This is a genomic window from Helicobacter winghamensis ATCC BAA-430, assembly GCF_028751035.1.
GTDB lineage: Bacteria > Campylobacterota > Campylobacteria > Campylobacterales > Helicobacteraceae > Helicobacter_D > Helicobacter_D winghamensis.
Genome location: NZ_CP063533.1, coordinates 1 through 17,737 on the forward strand (window position 1 = coordinate 1; position 17,737 = coordinate 17,737).

A 17,737-nucleotide genomic window follows, 5' to 3' on the forward strand; every position below is an offset into this window, starting at 1 on the left:
TTGCATTTAGTCCTTTTACAACTAAAAAATGAGCTTACGCCCTTTGAATTTGATAATTATATCAGTCAATTATCCTACAATGAAAAATATTCCCGCGATGATAGAGTTGTCTTAAACGCACCAAATGTTTTTGTAGCAAGTTGGGTAAAAACCAAGTATTCTAATAAAATTGCACATCTCTTTGAAATCCATAGTGGTTTCAAACCAGAAATTATCGTTGAAGTGTTAAATCCTAATAAAAAGAAAGATAATAAAGCTAATATCCGCAAACAAAACACTGCATCAAATCTCAATCCTTCTTTTACTTTTACATCCTTTATCGTTGGAAACTCTAACACTTTTGCCTTTAATGTCGCAAAAGCTGTGGCACAAAACCAAAGCACAAGTTATAATCCTCTTGTAATTTATGGAAATACAGGGCTTGGCAAAACACATTTACTAAACGCTATTGGAAATGCAAATATTATTGTAGGAAAAAATGTAATCTACACTACAAGTGAGCAATTTTTAAATGATTTTCTACTTCATATTCGCAATAATACTATGGATAGATTCCGCGAAAAATACAGAGCTTGTGATTATTTACTAATTGATGATATCCAATTCTTAAGTGGAAAAGATCAAATCCAAGAAGAATTTTTTCATACTTTCAATGAGCTTAAAGAAAATCATAAACAAATCGTGCTAACTTCAGATCGCCCTCCAAAAGATATGAATGGTTTAGAAGAACGATTAAAAACGCGTTTTACTTCAGGATTACTTGCAGATATCCAACCTCCAGAGCTTGAAACAAAAATTAATATTATCCGCGCTAAATGTGAATTAGATGGAATCCATTTAAGTGATTCCATTATTAATTTTATCGCCGCAAATATTAATGACAATATCCGTGAAATTGAAGGTGTTTTAGTTAAACTCAACTTCTCAATGAATGTTACAAATATCCAAGAAATTAGCCTTGATTTTGTTAAAGATATTTTAAAAGAATATATAAAAGAATCTAAAGAAAACATAGATATGGAAACCATCATTGAAACAGTTGCAAAATATTACAATCTTAAACCTTCTGATATTAAGAGTAAAAGTCGTTCAAAAAATATCGTAACAGCGCGTAAAATTGTAATTTATCTAGCACGCACACTTACACCAAATTCTATGCCCTATCTTGCAAACTATTTCGGAATGAAAGACCACAGCACCGTAAGTAAGGCAATGAAAAGTATCCAAAATGAAATCAACGAAAACCAAAATTTCAAAACCATTATAGAAGAAATTAAAAATAAGATAAAATAGCAATTTTTAAACACTATACAAACAAACTTTTGCTAAAATTGTGCCTTAATGTGAAATTCTAAACAACATTTAAACTAATTGAAAAAACCTATTTTAGAGGCTTGTAGAAGTTATTCAACAATTCAACCGCTCTACTAATACTTCTAAAATTTAATAAAGATTAAGGAGCTTTATATGAATATCACAATTTCAAATAGTGTCTTAGACAATATCTTCACTTCTTTACAACCTTTTTTAGATAAAAAAGATTCCAGCCAAATTACTTCACACATCTATTTAGAGACTAGAAACAACCAACTTATTGCGAAAGCAACAGATTTTGAAATGGGACTTTGTGCTATAACTGATTCTGTTAATATCTTAGAAGAGGGAATCGCAACAGTTAATGGTAAGCAAATCCTAGATATTATCAAACGCTTAAAAGAAGGTGATATTAATCTTTACACAAATAACGAAAACCTTCACATTAAACAAAATAAAAGCTCCTTTAAACTTCCTATGTTTAATGCACAAGAGTTTCCAACTTTCCCAGAATTTGAAAATTTACCTAAACTAGAAATTAATTCTTTAGAGCTTATCACTTCAATGAAAAAAATCTTTCCAGTTATTGATATGAATAACCAAAAGCGAGAATTAAATGGCGCACTCTTAGATATTAAAGAATATTCTTATAATTTTGTTGCCACCGATACAAAACGCCTTGCAATTATTAAATTTGACAAGCCATCAGGTAAAAATCTTTCTTTAATCTTTCCAAGAAGAGCTATTACAGAAATCCAAAGATTATTTTTTGATAATATAGAATTATTCTACAATGAAAAAAATGTTATCATTAAATCACAAAATTACATTTTCTTTTCTCATTTAATTAATGGAAAATTTCCAGATTATGAAAAGATTTTGCCAAAAGAAATGCAAACAGAACTTAATATTCCAAAAACTAATATTATTGAAGGAATCAAGGTTATTAACTCTGTAACAAATGATGTAAAAATTACATTTAAAGCACAAGAAATTTTATTTGAATCTCTAAGTCAAGATAATTCTGAAGCAAAAACACAAATTGAAATAGAACTTCCTATCAATGAAGAAATTGAAATTGGTATAAATTCCCGCCATATTTTAGATTTTTTAACACAAATTGATACAGCAACTTTCACTTGGGCTTTAAATGGTAAAAACGCACCATTTGTCCTAAAAAGTGAAAATTTTTCAACAGTTGTTATGCCAATTATACTTTAAGGGGATTTATGGAAGATTTAGAATACACCGGTCAAAGTATTAAAGTTTTAAAGGGCTTAGAAGCTGTTAGAAAACGCCCCGGAATGTATATAGGTGATACAAGCACAAATGGTTTGCATCATCTAATTTATGAAGTTGTGGATAATTGTATTGATGAAGCAATGGCAGGATATTGCACCAAAATTGATGTGATTTTAACTAAAAATGGGGGAGCAAAGATTACAGATAATGGGCGTGGAATCCCTGTTGATATACATCCCACAGAAAATATTCCAGCAGCAACCGTTGCTCTAACAATTTTACACGCTGGGGGAAAGTTTGACCAAAAGACTTATTCTGGAGGCTTGCATGGTGTTGGAGTTTCCGTTGTTAATGCACTTTCAACTTCTTTACAAATGACAATTTATAAGCATAATAAAATCTATCGTCAAGATTTTTCACAAGGGATTCCACAAAATGATTTAGAAATCATCGGTGAAACTAAAGAAAATGGAACAACTATTGAGTTTATCCCAGATTCTAGCATTTTTGAAGTGGTAGAATTTGACAAAGAGATTCTAAAAAAGCGCTTCAAAGAACTTGCTTATTTAAACCATCAAATTACAATCCATTTTAGCGATGAACGCGATGGATTTAGTGAGATTTACCACTTTGAAGGTGGCTTATCACAATTTATTACAGATATTAATAAAAAGCCAGCTATTGTAAGTATTTTAGGTTTTGAAGGTAAAGATGAAGGTGTAGAAGTAGAAGTTGCACTCACTTATAATGAAGGCTTTGATGAAAAAGTGTTAAGTTTTGTAAATAACATTAACACAAGTGAAGGTGGAACACACGAAGCAGGTTTTAGGGCAGGGCTTACAAGAACTATTATGAACTACATTGAAGCTAATGCCAATGCTAGAGAAAAGGATTCTAAAATCACAGGCGATGATATTAGAGAAGGGCTTGTTGCTATTGTTTCAGTTAGAGTGATTGATCCACAATTTGTAGGACAAACAAAAGGAAAGCTTGGAAGCACTTTTGTAAAACCTATTGTGCAAAAACTCACTTATGAAAAGATTTCAAAATATTTTGAAGAAAATCCTAATGAAGCAAAAGCAATTATGCAAAAAGCTTTGCTTGCGGCAAGAGGTAGAGAAGCAGCAAAAAAGGCAAGAGAGCTTACGCGCAAGAAAGAATCCTTTAGCGTAGGAACGCTTCCGGGAAAACTTGCGGATTGTCAAAGCAAAGATCCAAGCATTAGTGAATTGTATTTAGTAGAGGGAGATTCTGCAGGAGGTTCAGCAAAACAAGGAAGAGATAGGGTTTATCAAGCAATTTTGCCTTTACGGGGTAAAATTTTAAATGTGGAAAAATCGCGCCTTGATAAGATTTTAAAAAGTGAAGAGATTAAAAACCTTATCACCGCCCTTGGTTGTGGAATCGGAGAAGAGTTTGATATTGAAAAAGCAAGATATAACAAAATTATTATAATGACGGATGCCGATGTAGATGGTAGCCATATCCAAACACTTTTAATGACTTTCTTTTTCCGCTATTTAAAGGGTATTATTGAAGCGGGGTATTTATACATTGCCCAACCACCACTTTATCGCTTCAAAAAGGGCAAAAAAGAGATTTATCTTAAAGATGAAAAAGCTTTGAGTGAATATTTAATTGAAAATGGAATAGAAAACTTTGAATTTAGTGGAATTGGGAATAAAGATTTAATGGAATTTTTCAAAATCACAGCGCATTATCGCACAACGCTACAAAATCTTAAAAAACGCTTTTCTCTTATTGAAATTGTGAAGTTTTTAATTGAAAATCCAGATTTAATTGGTGCGAAAAATTCTGATTTAGTTCAAGCTATTAAAGAAAAAATTACTGCGCTACATTTTAATATTTTAAATGAAATGATTGATGAAGAAAAAATCCATTTGTATGTGCAAACTGATGCTGGATTGGTGGATATTAAAATTGATGATGAACTCTTTACTCACCCACTTTTTGAAGAAGCGCGTTATGTATATGAAAAAATGCAAGAAAGGGATTTAGATTTTTTAAATGGTGAAGATCCTATTGCAATGCTAGAAAAAATAGAAGATAGTAGCAAAAAAGGGGCATATATCCAACGCTATAAAGGTTTAGGAGAAATGAACCCTGAACAATTATGGGAAACAACAATGACTCCAGAAAATCGCCGATTAATCCGTGTGGAAATTAAAGATGATGGCACTGCAAGTGATGTGTTTTCTTTGTTTATGGGTGATGAGGTTGAGCCACGCCGTGAGTATATCCAAGCTCATGCAAAAGATGTTAAACATTTAGATGTTTAGGATATTTTAATGTATATTTTAGGTGGAATTATTGACTTTTTTACAAGTTTAAATGGAATCTTCTATACCCTTGCTTATTTAGTAGGTGGAATCCCTTTTGGGCTATTATATGGGAAGCTCTTAGGTGGTGTAGATATTAGAGAAGTAGGCAGTGGAAGTATAGGAGCTACAAATGTTTTGCGCGCATTAAAACAAAGCAATCCAAAGCTTGCTAAAAAAGTTGCAATTCTTACAATGCTAAGCGATGCATTAAAAGGTATGGTGGTTATTGCCATTGCAAAACTTGCAGGTTTAGACTATGAAGCACAATGGATGCTTGCATTTTTAGCTGTCCTTGGGCATTGCTTTAGCCCATTTCTAAAGTTTGAAGGGGGTAAAGGTGTGGCAACAACGGTTGGTGTGATTGCTGTATTTTTACCAATTGAAGCAATTTTAGGATTAATTGTTTGGTTTTTAGTAGGGAAGTTTTTAAAAATCTCTTCCCTTGCTTCTTTGTTGGGATTGCTTATTGGAATTAGTTCAAGCTTTATCATTCACCCAGAGGTTCCATATATTAGCACACATACGCCTTTGATTTTAATTTCTATAATTGTGATTTACAAGCATATTCCAAATATTGTGCGTTTAATTCAAAATAAAGAGCAAAAAATTATTTAATCCTATTAAAGCTTCTTTACTTTTGAGTAATTTTTGTCGCCCTTTCTTACTTCCTTGTTTCTTTTTGTGATAAAATCACATTCTAAATTTTCAAAAGGAGTTTCACACATGGATTTTTTAGTAAATCTTAGTGAAGGGTGGCAATTTACCATTCAACTAATTGTTGTTTTGATTTGTCTTTTTTATGGGGCGAAAAAGGGCGGAATTGCCTTAGGATTATTAGGTGGAATCGGACTTTTAGTCTTAGCATTTGGATTTAATGTTGCACCGGGTAAGCCGGCTGTTTCTGTTATGCTTACGATTTTGGCAGTAGTTGTTGCAAGTGCGACATTACAAGCAAGCGGTGGTTTAGATGTAATGCTACAAATTGCAGAAAAAATCTTGCGTAGAAACCCTAGATTTTTGACTATTTTAGCACCATTTGTTACTTGCTTTCTTACAATTTTATGTGGAACAGGGCATGTTGTTTATACAATGATGCCAATTATCTATGATATTGCAATTAAAAATGGAATTCGTCCAGAACGCCCAATGGCAGCTTCTTCTATTTCATCACAAATGGGGATTATCGCAAGCCCGGTGTCTGTTGCTGTGGTTTCACTCACCGCATTTTTGCTAAATGCGACAAGTCCATTAGCAGGATTTGATGGTTATGTGGATTTGCTTGCAATTACGATTCCATCTACATTATGTGGTGTTTTGATGGTTGGAATTTTTTCTTGGTTTAGGGGCAAAGATTTAGATAAAGATGAAGTTTTTCAAGAAAAATTAAAAGATCCAGAGTTTAAAAAATATGTCTATGGAGATGCAAAAACACTTTTAGGTGTTAAACTTCCTTTTAAAGATTGGCTTGCGATGTGGATTTTCTTAGGTGCAATTGCTATTGTTGCTATTCTTGGTGCTTTCCCAGAGCTTCGCCCAGCTTTTGAAGTAAAAGGCGCATTAAAGCCTATGAGTATGGTTGATACTATTCAAATGTTTATGCTTTTAGCGGGAGCGGCGTTGTTAATTTTTACAGATGTCGATGCAGGTAAAATTGGTAAAAATGAGATTTTCCGTTCTGGTATGATTGCGCTTGTTGCGGTGTTTGGAATCTCTTGGATGGCAGATACAATGTTTGCTGTGCATACGCCGATGATGAAAACAGCACTTGGTAGCGTGGTGCAAGAACATCCTTGGACTTATGCGATTATGCTTTTATTAATTTCTAAATTTGTTAATTCTCAAGCAGCAGCAATTGCAGCATTTGTGCCATTAGCATTAGGAATTGGTGTGCATCCAGCAATTATTGTAGCCTTTGCACCAGCTTGCTATGGATATTATATTTTACCAACCTATCCAAGTGACTTAGCAACAATTCAGTTTGACCGCTCAGGCACAACACATATTGGAAAATTTGTTATTAATCATAGCTTTATTTTGCCCGGATTAATTGGGGTTTTCTCATCTTGTGTGTTTGGTTATATCTTTGCAACATTTGCGGGGTATTTGTAAAATTAAAAGTTGGAATCTAATTTAAGATTCCAACTTTAAGCAGTTTCTTTTACTTCACATTATACACTTCCACATAAAATTACAAGGCAAAATGATGTGGATTAAAACAACTCTTTTTTCTCTTTTTGTTGCGCTTAGTTTTAGTGGTTGTTTTTATCAAAACTCTTGTGGAATTTCAAATTCTTATTGGGATGAGAAAAGTTATTATTATGATGCAGAGGGCAGATACCACGAAGTCTGCCCAGATAATATCATTTACAAAGATAAAGTTTTAAAAGAACAAGAGCAAGAAGAAGTTTGGTGATGCAGACTTTAGAGCAAGTAAGGATTGCACGCAATCGCGTATTGAGTTTCAAGCACATTTTGCCCTTACAAGAGAAGTTAGAATTACTAAATACTATTCCAAAGTCAGAATTATCAGATGTTAAGATTTTTTATAAAGATAGCATTTGTATTGAGATTCCACATATTAGCGTGCAATCTTTTAATTTAGTTTGTGAAGTGGCTAGAGCATTGATTCCTTGGCGCAAAGGTCCTTTTAAAATAAATGATTTAGAAATTCTTAGTGAGTGGGATAGTGCGATAAAGTATAATTTGCTAGAGTCTCACTTGGATTTAAAAGACAAAATTATCGGCGATATAGGCTGTAACAATGGTTATTATATGTTTAGAATGCTAGCGCAAAACCCTAAGCAAATTTTAGGTTTTGATCCTATGCCTTTATGTTTTTTGCAATACAAGTTTTTGCAGTTTTTTGCTAAGGAAGCGCGTTTAAACTTTGAGCTTTTAGGGATTGAAGAGTTAGGATTTTTTACAAATTCCTTTGATATAATGCTTTGTCTTGGTGTGTTATACCACAGAAAAAGCCCACTAGATTCCATAAAGTTGGTGTTTAATTCTCTTAAAAAAGGCGGTGAAGCGGTGTTTGATAGCTTAATTATTGATGGGGAAGGAGAAATTGCTCTTTGTCCAAAAGAGCGTTATGCAAAAATGCCAAATGTTTATTTTATTCCGACACTAAACACTTTTAGAAATTGGTTAGAATCTTGTGGATTTAAGGAAGTTCTGCATATTGCAACTCTAAAAACTGCTTTTGATGAGCAAAGGAAAACAGAATGGAGTAACGGAGAATCCCTAGAAGATTTTTTAGATTCCACAGGAGAGAGAACCATTGAAGGTTATCCTGCCCCTAAAAGAGCGTATTTAAAGGCTAAAAAAGTTTAGCTCTATTCTGCCATAAATTCTGTGCCAATCCCCGCACTTGTAAAAAGCTCTAAAAGCAAGGAATGTGGAATCCTACCATCAATAATATGCGCCTTTTCTACTCCATTTTTAACACAATCTAAGCACGCTTCAACCTTTGGAATCATACCACCATTAATTGTTCCATTTGCATAAAGTTCTTGTGTTTGGGAGATATTTAGCGATTCTATAATCTCCCCATTTTTATCTAGCACGCCCTTAGTGTCTGTTAGGAAAATCGCCCTTTTTGCGCCTGTTGCGATTGCAATGGCACTTGCAGCAGAGTCTGCATTTATGTTAAATCCGGGGTGTCCTGCCTCATCACCACAAGCAATAGGTGCGATAACAGGCACTAGATTTTGTTCTAAAAGATTATTGATAACTTTACCATTTGTTTGGATAATCTCACCAGTGTAGCCGTATTTGCCACTATCTTTTGGGATTGCTTGAAACAACGAAGCGTCTTTGCCGCTAATACCTAGGGCATTAACGCCGTGAAAGTTTAAAAAGGCTGTGATTTCTTTATTAATTTCGCCACTTAATACCATTTCAACGATTTTTAGCGCGTCAATACTTGTTACACGCAGTCCATTGACAAACTCACTTTGAATTTTTAACGCATCAAGGAGTTCATTAATGCGCTTGCCGCCGCCGTGAATGATGATTGGCTTAATCCCTAGCATATAAAGCATTACAATATCAATGGCAAATTGCTCCTTTAACTCAGGGTTAATTTGCGCCGCACCGCCGTATTTAATCACGATTTTAGAACCGCGAAAAAAACGGATATAGGGAAGAGAATCTAAAAGGATTGAAACGATTTTAGAATGGTTATGCATTTTACCTCTTTTGTGATAGAATGTAAAATTATAACTAAAAACAAGGCTCATCAATGCAAGAAAAAAATTTAAGAATCGTATTTTTAGATGCTTTAACGCTAGGACAAAACTCTTTAAAAGAGCAATTAATAGCAATTAATCCACATTTTAACTACAAAGAATATCCTATAACAATGCCAAATGAAGTGTTAGAACGATGTTTAGGAGCAGAGATTATTCTAACAAACAAAGTTGTATTAGATCGCACACTTTTAACAGCGTTAAAAGATACATTAAAACTTGTATGTATCACAGCAACAGGAATGAATAATATAGACTTAGAGGCTGCTAGTGAGTTTGGAATCGTAGTTAAAAATGTAGCAGGATATTCCACACAAAGCGTGGCGCAACACACGCTAATGCTAGTCTTAGCCTTAAGTGGCAAGTTATCTTTTTATGATTCTTATTGTAAAAGTGGAGAATATGCAAGAAATCCTTTATTTACAAATCTTGTGTATCCTTTGCGATTAATTGCAGGAAAAAAATGGGGAATCATCGGCTTAGGAAGTATAGGGGAGCGTGTAGCAGAGCTTGCAAGTGCATTTGGGGCAGAAGTTAGTTATTATTCTACAAGTGGTAAAAATAACAGCGCGAAATATCCTAAAAATAATTTGGAATCGCTTTTAAAGGAGTCGCAAATTATCTCTATCCACGCTCCACTAAATTCTAACACGCAAAATTTATTAAACGCTAGCAATTTAGGGCTTTTACAAAATAGTGCGATTTTGATTAATGTTGGTAGAGGTGGAATCGTAAATGAAGAAGATTTAGCAAAAGAGCTAAAAAAACGCGAAATTTACGCAGGCTTTGATGTATTCGCTAAAGAGCCTATGGAGCAAAATCACCCCTTGCTTGATAAAGAGTTTTCAAACAAACTTGTGCTAACACCGCATAATGCGTGGGGTTATGAAGAAAGTAAAGAGATTTTAATAGATGGAATTTTAAAAAATATTGTGGAGTTTATGCACTCTTAAAAAGTTGGAATCCTTTTTTAGATTCCACTTCATTAAATTTTTAACTTTTCATAAACAAACACAAAAACTTCTTAGAAATTTAAAAATTCTTCTAATTTTTCTCTAATTCGTTACTAAATGTAACTTTAAAAAATAAAATTTTTATAAATTTAAGATTTAATATAAATATTAATAAATCCCTATAATATGCAATTAATTTTTATATTTTTCTTTGTATTATAAAAATGATTTTTATTTCATTAAAAAAATAGTAACAATGTTACTTTTATTTTTAAATGATTTATTATATAATGCTTAATTTCCAATATTAAAATTAACATTAAAAAAAGGAGAAAATATGGAAAAATCATTAGACAATCATTCTAATATTCCTGCGGGGGGGGGGGCATTTAAGAGACATTTATTAGCCCCATTTACTAGCAAGGCAATTTATTATAGTGTTCTTGCAACTTCACTTTCTACTTTTATTTTTCACTCATCAGCTTATGCAAATGGATTTGGAATTAATGAAAAATTTAGTCTTGATAAAATTAATGCGTATCAGGATATAAGCAAGACTATGGTTAATGAAACTGGAAAACAAAATGCAGCGGATGCAACTAAAAAAGGGGAAGATGGCACCGATGGTGTTGGGCATATTAGCGAGGTTGAATTAATAAAATTGAGAAATAGACATTATATAAGTGGTTCTACAGACGATAAGACAAAAGACCCATATGTATATAAAGAAATTTATAAAGGTAATAAATTCTTAAAATATTTTACAGTAAAGCATAGACCTGAATTTGGGCAACAGCAGTATGATCATGTTTATGACGATGGAGTTATAAGGCTTGAAGGTGATACAGCAATTAAAAATGGTGGAAAATGGAATTCAAATTTTGATTATGCAGATAATGATCATGCGAGCTTAGATATTGACAAACGCATTGAAGGAAAACCTGGCAATTATGGAAAAAATGGCAACTCGGGTAGTTCTGGAGAAAATGGGGAGACAATTGTAGAAGAAAAACATATTAAACTCACTGGAATGGATGTAATTAATAGTGCTGGGCAGATGATTGCACTTAACCTTACGGGTGGTAATGGAGCCAAAGGAGGGAATGGAACAGAAGGAGGCAAAGGCGGAGATGGTGGAAATGCTATTAATAAAGTTGATAGCAATAAATATAATCCAAAAAAAGGAGTATCACAAGGTGGTTTTGGTGGAGATGCTGGTAGGGGTGGCAAAGGCGGACAAGCTGGTAAAGGTGGAGCAGGGGGAAATGCAGAATTAATCTTTGCTGATTTTAGTAAAAATACAAATAAAGATAAAGTTGTAAATATTAATATAGATTCCATTACTCTTAAAGCTGAAGGTGGTGATGATGGAGAAATGGGGCAACATGGAGAGAGTGGAGAGAGTGGAGAGGAAGGTAAAGCAGGAAAGCAGAATGCGTGTCCTACGAGCAATCAAAATTGTTCATATAGTAACATGCCAGGTGATATTAACACAGAAGCGGGGCGTGTGCCAACTCCCCCCTCCAAGCCTGATGATGTAGAATCCAATCCCAACAAAGCCATCGCCAATGCTTTTGTATTAAATAATCTCACTGCTAACATTGGTGCTTTAAATAACACTGGCACAATGAACATTAATACTTCTGCAACTAAAGCCAATGATTCTGAAAGCTTTGGGATTAAAGCAACAGGCTCTAATATTGTTTTAACTTCAAATGTTAGTGTTAATTCAACTGCTAAAAAATTCAATGACCCAAAAGATACAGGAGAATCAGAAGTTAATGATAAATCTGGAATCCTACTTGATAATTCCCATATTTCTTTTGCGCACACTAAAGATAATGATGGCTTTAAAACTTTAAAAACTTCTGCTTTAAATACCAAAGGAAACTCTAGCATTACCTTTGCAGTAAGTGCAGATGGCATACAATCTGATAAGCTTGAAATGACTGCTAAAGATAAAATAACAATTGAAAATAATAATAAAATTGGAATCAAAGTAGATGAGAGTAAATATTTTAATCATCTAGCTAGTGGTGGAAATGCTATGCTCGGTGTGCAAAGTGAATTAATCACAGGTATCTCAAAAGCAGACTCTGAAAAATTCCAATTAGGAAAAGAACAGGGAGTTGCTGATACAACTTTAGCTAATGGAGCTGATGTAGAAGATCACGCTAGATATAAGTTTTCTCAAGAAACTAAATTTGATAATGATAAAATCATCTATATAAGAGGCGATGCGATTAAATCTGAACAAGGAGCAGATAAAACAGGTGGTAAGTATGAGCTAGCTGATGGTAAAAGCTCCATTTTAGATTCTTTAGCAAGTAGTGGGAATCTAGGCTCTATCACTAATAAAAATCTAACTGCTTCTAATGGAGTTAATGCCACAGAAAATGGTGGAAATGCTTCTTTATTTGGTAAAGGTGGTGATGGGCAAAATGGTTCTAATGGTGAAAGTGTAGAAGCAAATGTGCTTAAAGAAAAAGCAAATGCTACTCTATCAGGCACTACAACAATCACAGCTCTTGCTGGTAATGGTGGTAAGGGTGCTAATGGTGGTAAAGCAGATGGAATTGATCACGATTATGCTGAAAAATATGGAATCTTTACAGGGACTGGTGGTAAAGGTGGTGATGGTGGAGATGCAACTCTAACAGGCTTTAAAGCAGATTCTAAAGTTGCTTTAAATAATGTCAATCTAACACTTGAAGCAACTGCTGGTAAGGGTGCTAATGGTGGTAAAGCTGGAGAAACAATTAATGATAATGCTGATCAATACAAAGGCTTTGATTTAACAGAAGAAACAAAGCAAGCAATTAAAGATGGCAAAATCAAACTAGAAGATTTACTTGCTAATGTTCAAAGTGGTGGAGATGGCTTAAATGGTAAAAATGGTAATGCTAAAGTTGTAGGAATTGATGGAGAAGCTTCTGAGATTTCTATTGATGGTCAAAGTTCTATTGTAGTAACAGCCAAAGCTAAAGCTTATGATAAAAATGCAAATTTAGGAGTTAATAGATTCTTTAGAAGTGCTACTGCAAATACTGGTGGTGTTATGGTAAGTGCAGTAGGAATTGATGCAAGCGGTTCTACATTAGATATTAATGAGAAATTAAATGTAAGTGCAAATGCTTTTGTGGATAAAGATAAAGCTGATGATAAAGCTGTAGTTGATGCAGCCTATGCTTATTCTATTTATGCAGATGGTTCAACAATAAATGTTGGGGCTGATGTTACGCTAGATTCTAAAATAGGTATCACTACAAATGGCAATGCTACCAATATAGAAGAGCTTGTTGTTGAAAATCAAGGAAGTGGTTTTATGATGAATAATTCTAGCTTGCTCTTTACTGCAATGCAAGGGGATAATACACTGCTTCCAGATGGCAACAGAAGCAATAAAGTAACTAGGGCAGAAAATGGAAGAACAACCTACCATACCTTTAGCACAGATCGCTATGAAGCAAGTGGGAAGAATAAATATGTCTTCTATACAGATTTAGATGATGTAAATAGTGATAAACAAACAGGGGATAGTCTAAAAGTTACAGATTCTGTAGATTTTACAAATCTTAGTGCAATGGATATTAAAATAGGACAAGATAAAACCTTTGATAATCTAAGAAAGATTCCACCAAGATCTACACAAAAGATTGAAGGAAAACATACTCTTATTGATCTCTCAGGAGTAAAAGATAAAAGCTCTGCTGATTTAACACAGGCTTTAGGATTAGATAGTGAGGGTAAAACACAAGCAAAATGGAATACAGATGTTGGAATTTTTAAATACAAATGGACTGCAGATATTCAACAAGATGCAATAAGTAAAGATGTTATTCTAACAGGACTAGCAGTTAATAATCAACTTCCTTCTAACTCTGTGTTGGTTTCACTAGATAATTCTTTCTTGGTAAATAGAATGTCCTTTTTAGCAGATTCTCAACTCTCTGAAAGATTTAGAATCTTAAAAAATGATGGATTAACACAAGGTAGAAGTGGTATGTGGCATCAAGTATATTCTTCAGATGTAGATTTTACAACTGGAGGAGATTTAAATCATAATATTAATACACACCATACAATTAATAAATTTGGATTTGATCATGTTGCAAATTTCAAAGGATATGATGTAATGCGCGGTGTTTATTTTGGATATGGTTTAGTGCAAGCAAAATATGATGATAACATTGGACATAATAAACTTAAAAACACTAGCTTAGGAATGTATGGGGCAATTGCTACACATTCTGGATTCTATTATGAAGCAGATATTGGATTTGATCTTTATAAATCAGAGCTTACAGCATACATTGATGGTGGAGATGATGAAATGAATGCTGATGCTAAAGCAAGATCTTTAGGAGTATCTCTAGCAGCTGGTAAGAAGTTTAATTTAAAAAATGATTGGTTGGTAGATACAAATGTTAAAGTAGATTATACTCTCTACCACGGCAATGACTTTACAACTTCTAATGATTTAAGAGTTAAACAAGGTGGTTATTATAGTCTTGGGGCTATTGGATCAATTTTAGTGGGTAAATATTTTAATAGCGGTAAAACCATTGCTTATAGTAAGTTTGATACAGGATATTATTATTATTCTTCACATAATGGAAAAGGTTTTATCACTGATCTTATCTCTCAAGGCTCATTTGACTTTGATACTCCAGAGTATAACTTGTATTATGGAAATATGGTTTTAGGGCTTAAACATAGAATTAATGATATGTTAGAACTCTCTTTGGAAGGCAATCGTTATTTCCTAAGAGGAGCTAATAATCTTAATATGGGAGTAAGAGGGGAGTTACGCTACTTATTCTAAGTTTTAGAATAAGATTAATTCCTTTGTCATTCTTGTATTAAAGCATTTGAAATCCAATAGCTGGATTTATTCTACTCTCTTTTATACCACTAGGGATATTCCTTGGTGGTATTTAGTTTTTGTATAATCTTAGCTTTAATTTATCTAAACTTAAAAAAACTTTCAGTAAAATCATGGGCTTTTATTTTATCAACTCACACACGCTAGTCCTAGTTAGGTTGCGCATTTGCGTTAAGGAGCGTGGAGGGAAAACCAAAACACAAATTAGGAGAAAATTATGGTAACAATGAAAGATCTTTTAGAATGTGGTGTGCATTTTGGACATCAAACAAGGCGTTGGAATCCAAAAATGAAAAAATACATTTTTGGTGTAAGAAAAAATATTCATATTATTGACTTGCAAAAAACTTTGCGTTACTTCCGCTACACTTATAATATTGTGCGTGATGCAGCAGCAGAGGGAAAAACAATTATGTTTGTAGGGACAAAAAAGCAAGCAAGTGAGACGCTAAAACAATATGCAGAAAGCGTGCAAGCTCCCTATGTTAATTACCGCTGGCTTGGTGGAATGCTAACAAACTTCTCAACAATTAAAAAATCTATCCGCAAGCTTGAAATCATTGAAGAAATGGAATCTAGCGGGCAAATTGATCTTTTAACAAAAAAAGAAAAATTAATGATTTTGCGTAAAAAAGAAAAATTAACACAATATCTTGGTGGTGTGCGTCATCTTAAAAAAGCTCCGGATATGATTTTTGTGATTGATGCGGCAAAAGAAAAAATCGCCGTTGCGGAAGCTAGAAGACTTGGAATCCCTGTTGTTGCACCACTTGATACAAATTGTGATCCAGATATGGTAGATTTTCCAATTCCGGGGAATGATGATGCGATTCGCTCCATTCAGCTTTTCTGTAAAGAAATGGCAGAGGCAATTACTGAAGGGCGTGCGATTGCTGGTGGTGAGGCAGTTGCTGGGGAAGTTTCTGAAGAAGTAGTGCCTGCAAGCGAAGAAGAAAAACAAGAAGTGATTCAAGAGGCAATGACTGAAGAAGACTTTACAAAAAGTGTAGAATAAGGAGAATTTTATGGCAGAAATTAGCGCGCAATTAGTAAAGCAGCTCCGCGATATGACAGATGCAGGAATGATGGATTGCAAAAAAGCTCTTGTAGAAGTTGGTGGCGATTTAGAAAAAGCTGTGGAATATTTAAGAGAAAAAGGCTTAAGTAAAGCTGCTAAAAAAGCAGATAGAGTTGCAGCTGAAGGTGCTATTAGCATTCAAGTTTCAAGTGATTTCAAAAAAGCAAGTATGGCAGAGATTAACTCTGAAACAGACTTTGTTGCAAAAAATGATGGTTTTAAAGAATTGAGCGCAAAAACCATTGCAATGGTACAAGATTCTAACATTTCAACTGCTGAAGAATTGCATTCTTTAGAGCTTGATGGTGCTAAGTTTGAAGAATATCTAAAAACACAAATTGCAAAAATTGGTGAAAATATCGTTGTTAGAAGAATTGCAAAAATAGAAGCACAAGGTAGCGGAATCGTAAATGCCTATGTGCATTCAAATGGGCGTGTGGGAGTTATTATTGCGCTTAAATGCCAAAATGAAGCAAATGCTGCGAAGTTGGCAGATCTTACAAAAAGTCTTTGTATGCACGCAGCAGCGATGAAGCCACAAGTAATTTCTTATCACTCTTTTGACAAAGGCTTTGTGGAAGCTGAAAAAACTGCAATTATTGCAGAACTTGAAAAAGAAAATGAGGAGCTAAAAAGACTTGGTAAGCCATTGCATAAGATTCCACAATACATTAGCCAATTAGAGCTAACAGATGAAATTTTGGCAAAGCAAGAAGAAGCTTTAAAAGCAGAGCTAAAAGCACAGGGTAAGCCAGAAGCAATTTGGGATAAAATCTTGCCAGGACAAATTGAACGCTTTAAAGCAGATTCTACGATTTTAGATCAAAGATTAACGCTACTTGGGCAATTCTTTGTAATGGACGATAAAAAAACAATCGCACAAGTGTTAGCAGAAAAATCAAAAGAATTAAACGATTCCATTGAAGTTGTAGAATATGTGCGCTTTGAGCTTGGCGAAGGTATCGAGAAGCAAGCTTGTAGTTTCGCAGATGAAGTTGCGGCACAACTTGGCTAATTAATTTATGCTAGTAGCTAAAAATCTTTCTTTTGGCTATGAGCAACAAATTTTAGAAAATGTTTCTTTGGAGTTAGGTGCTAAAGAGACGCTTTCTATTATGGGAGTTAGCGGAAGTGGTAAAAGCACGCTTTTGCATATCCTGTCAAGCTTTTTAAAACCACAAAGCGGTGAAATTAGAATATTTAATGATAATATTTACACGCTTCCTTCAGATAAACTTCTTGCTCTTCGCCGCAATGATATTGGAATTATTTTTCAATCCCATTATTTATTTTCTGGTTTTAGTGCGCAAGAAAATTTAGAAGTTGCCGCACTTTTAAGTGGCGAGAAAATCGATGGAGAAATTTTAAGCTTATTTGGTATTTCTGAGATTTTATCACAAAGTGTAGGCACGCTAAGTGGCGGACAGCAACAACGCCTATCTATTGCTAGAATTTTAACCAAGCGTCCCAAAATAATCTTTGCTGATGAGCCTACTGGAAATTTAGATAGAGAGACTGCATTTAGCGTAATGCAACTTCTTTTTGATTATGTAGAATTAACGCAATCTTTGTTAGTTTTTGCAACGCATGATCCTGTTTTGGCGAAAAAGGCAATGTATGCTTATAAGCTTGAAAACACTGCATTAAATACACTTAGTTAAGGTTATAACTTA

The 17,737-nt window shown here is 33.9% G+C and carries 13 protein-coding genes; 12 read left to right on the top strand and 1 reads right to left on the bottom strand.

Annotated features, from left to right (window positions below):
* From dnaA to cmoB, 7 genes are all read left to right on the top strand, one after another.
* On the top strand, window positions 1-1,293 hold the full coding sequence (gene dnaA / locus IP358_RS00005) for a chromosomal replication initiator protein DnaA (RefSeq protein ID WP_040498324.1): 1,293 nt from the start codon (window positions 1-3) through the stop codon (window positions 1,291-1,293).
* Window positions 1,294-1,467: 174 nt separating this feature from the next.
* A complete protein-coding gene (dnaN, locus tag IP358_RS00010; RefSeq protein WP_006802316.1) occupies window positions 1,468-2,535 on the top strand; it encodes a DNA polymerase III subunit beta in 1,068 nt (355 codons plus the stop codon).
* Between the two features lie 8 nt (window positions 2,536-2,543).
* Window positions 2,544-4,856 carry a DNA topoisomerase (ATP-hydrolyzing) subunit B gene (gene gyrB, locus IP358_RS00015; protein WP_006802315.1) on the top strand — a complete coding sequence of 771 codons (2,313 nt, stop codon included), beginning with the start codon at window positions 2,544-2,546 and terminating at the stop codon, window positions 4,854-4,856.
* 9 nt (window positions 4,857-4,865) lie between these two features.
* The gene (plsY, locus tag IP358_RS00020; RefSeq protein WP_006802314.1) at window positions 4,866-5,513 is read left to right on the top strand and encodes a glycerol-3-phosphate 1-O-acyltransferase PlsY; all 648 of its coding nucleotides are present in this window, start codon (window positions 4,866-4,868) and stop codon (window positions 5,511-5,513) included.
* A gap of 108 nt (window positions 5,514-5,621) precedes the next feature.
* The gene (locus tag IP358_RS00025) at window positions 5,622-7,007 is read left to right on the top strand and encodes an anaerobic C4-dicarboxylate transporter (RefSeq protein WP_006802313.1); all 1,386 of its coding nucleotides are present in this window, start codon (window positions 5,622-5,624) and stop codon (window positions 7,005-7,007) included.
* Between the two features lie 94 nt (window positions 7,008-7,101).
* On the top strand, window positions 7,102-7,311 hold the full coding sequence (locus IP358_RS00030) for a hypothetical protein (protein ID WP_101312949.1): 210 nt from the start codon (window positions 7,102-7,104) through the stop codon (window positions 7,309-7,311).
* A complete protein-coding gene (gene cmoB / locus IP358_RS00035; RefSeq protein ID WP_006802311.1) occupies window positions 7,311-8,231 on the top strand; it encodes a tRNA 5-methoxyuridine(34)/uridine 5-oxyacetic acid(34) synthase CmoB in 921 nt (306 codons plus the stop codon). Before IP358_RS00030 ends, cmoB begins: the two co-directional genes overlap by 1 nt.
* A gap of 2 nt (window positions 8,232-8,233) precedes the next feature.
* Here the strand turns inward: cmoB and argB are convergent, their stop codons facing one another.
* Window positions 8,234-9,088: an acetylglutamate kinase gene (argB, locus tag IP358_RS00040; protein ID WP_006802310.1), complete on the bottom strand. Its 855-nt coding sequence runs from the start codon at window positions 9,086-9,088 to the stop codon at window positions 8,234-8,236.
* A gap of 53 nt (window positions 9,089-9,141) precedes the next feature.
* On the opposite strand from argB, the gene IP358_RS00045 reads away from it, so the two are divergent.
* The 5 genes from IP358_RS00045 (at window position 9,142) to IP358_RS00065 (ending at window position 17,725) form a co-directional block, all read left to right on the top strand.
* Window positions 9,142-10,101 (top strand): D-2-hydroxyacid dehydrogenase, encoded by a 960-nt coding sequence (locus IP358_RS00045; RefSeq protein ID WP_006802309.1) that lies wholly within the window; start codon window positions 9,142-9,144, stop codon window positions 10,099-10,101.
* 337 nt (window positions 10,102-10,438) lie between these two features.
* Window positions 10,439-14,926 (top strand): autotransporter outer membrane beta-barrel domain-containing protein, encoded by a 4,488-nt coding sequence (locus IP358_RS00050; RefSeq protein WP_006802308.1) that lies wholly within the window; start codon window positions 10,439-10,441, stop codon window positions 14,924-14,926.
* A gap of 277 nt (window positions 14,927-15,203) precedes the next feature.
* The gene (gene rpsB, locus IP358_RS00055) at window positions 15,204-16,001 is read left to right on the top strand and encodes a 30S ribosomal protein S2 (RefSeq protein ID WP_006802307.1); all 798 of its coding nucleotides are present in this window, start codon (window positions 15,204-15,206) and stop codon (window positions 15,999-16,001) included.
* Window positions 16,002-16,011: 10 nt separating this feature from the next.
* The gene (tsf, locus tag IP358_RS00060) at window positions 16,012-17,079 is read left to right on the top strand and encodes a translation elongation factor Ts (RefSeq protein ID WP_006802306.1); all 1,068 of its coding nucleotides are present in this window, start codon (window positions 16,012-16,014) and stop codon (window positions 17,077-17,079) included.
* A gap of 7 nt (window positions 17,080-17,086) precedes the next feature.
* On the top strand, window positions 17,087-17,725 hold the full coding sequence (locus IP358_RS00065; protein ID WP_006802305.1) for an ABC transporter ATP-binding protein: 639 nt from the start codon (window positions 17,087-17,089) through the stop codon (window positions 17,723-17,725).
* The last annotated feature ends 12 nt before the right edge of the window (window positions 17,726-17,737 follow it).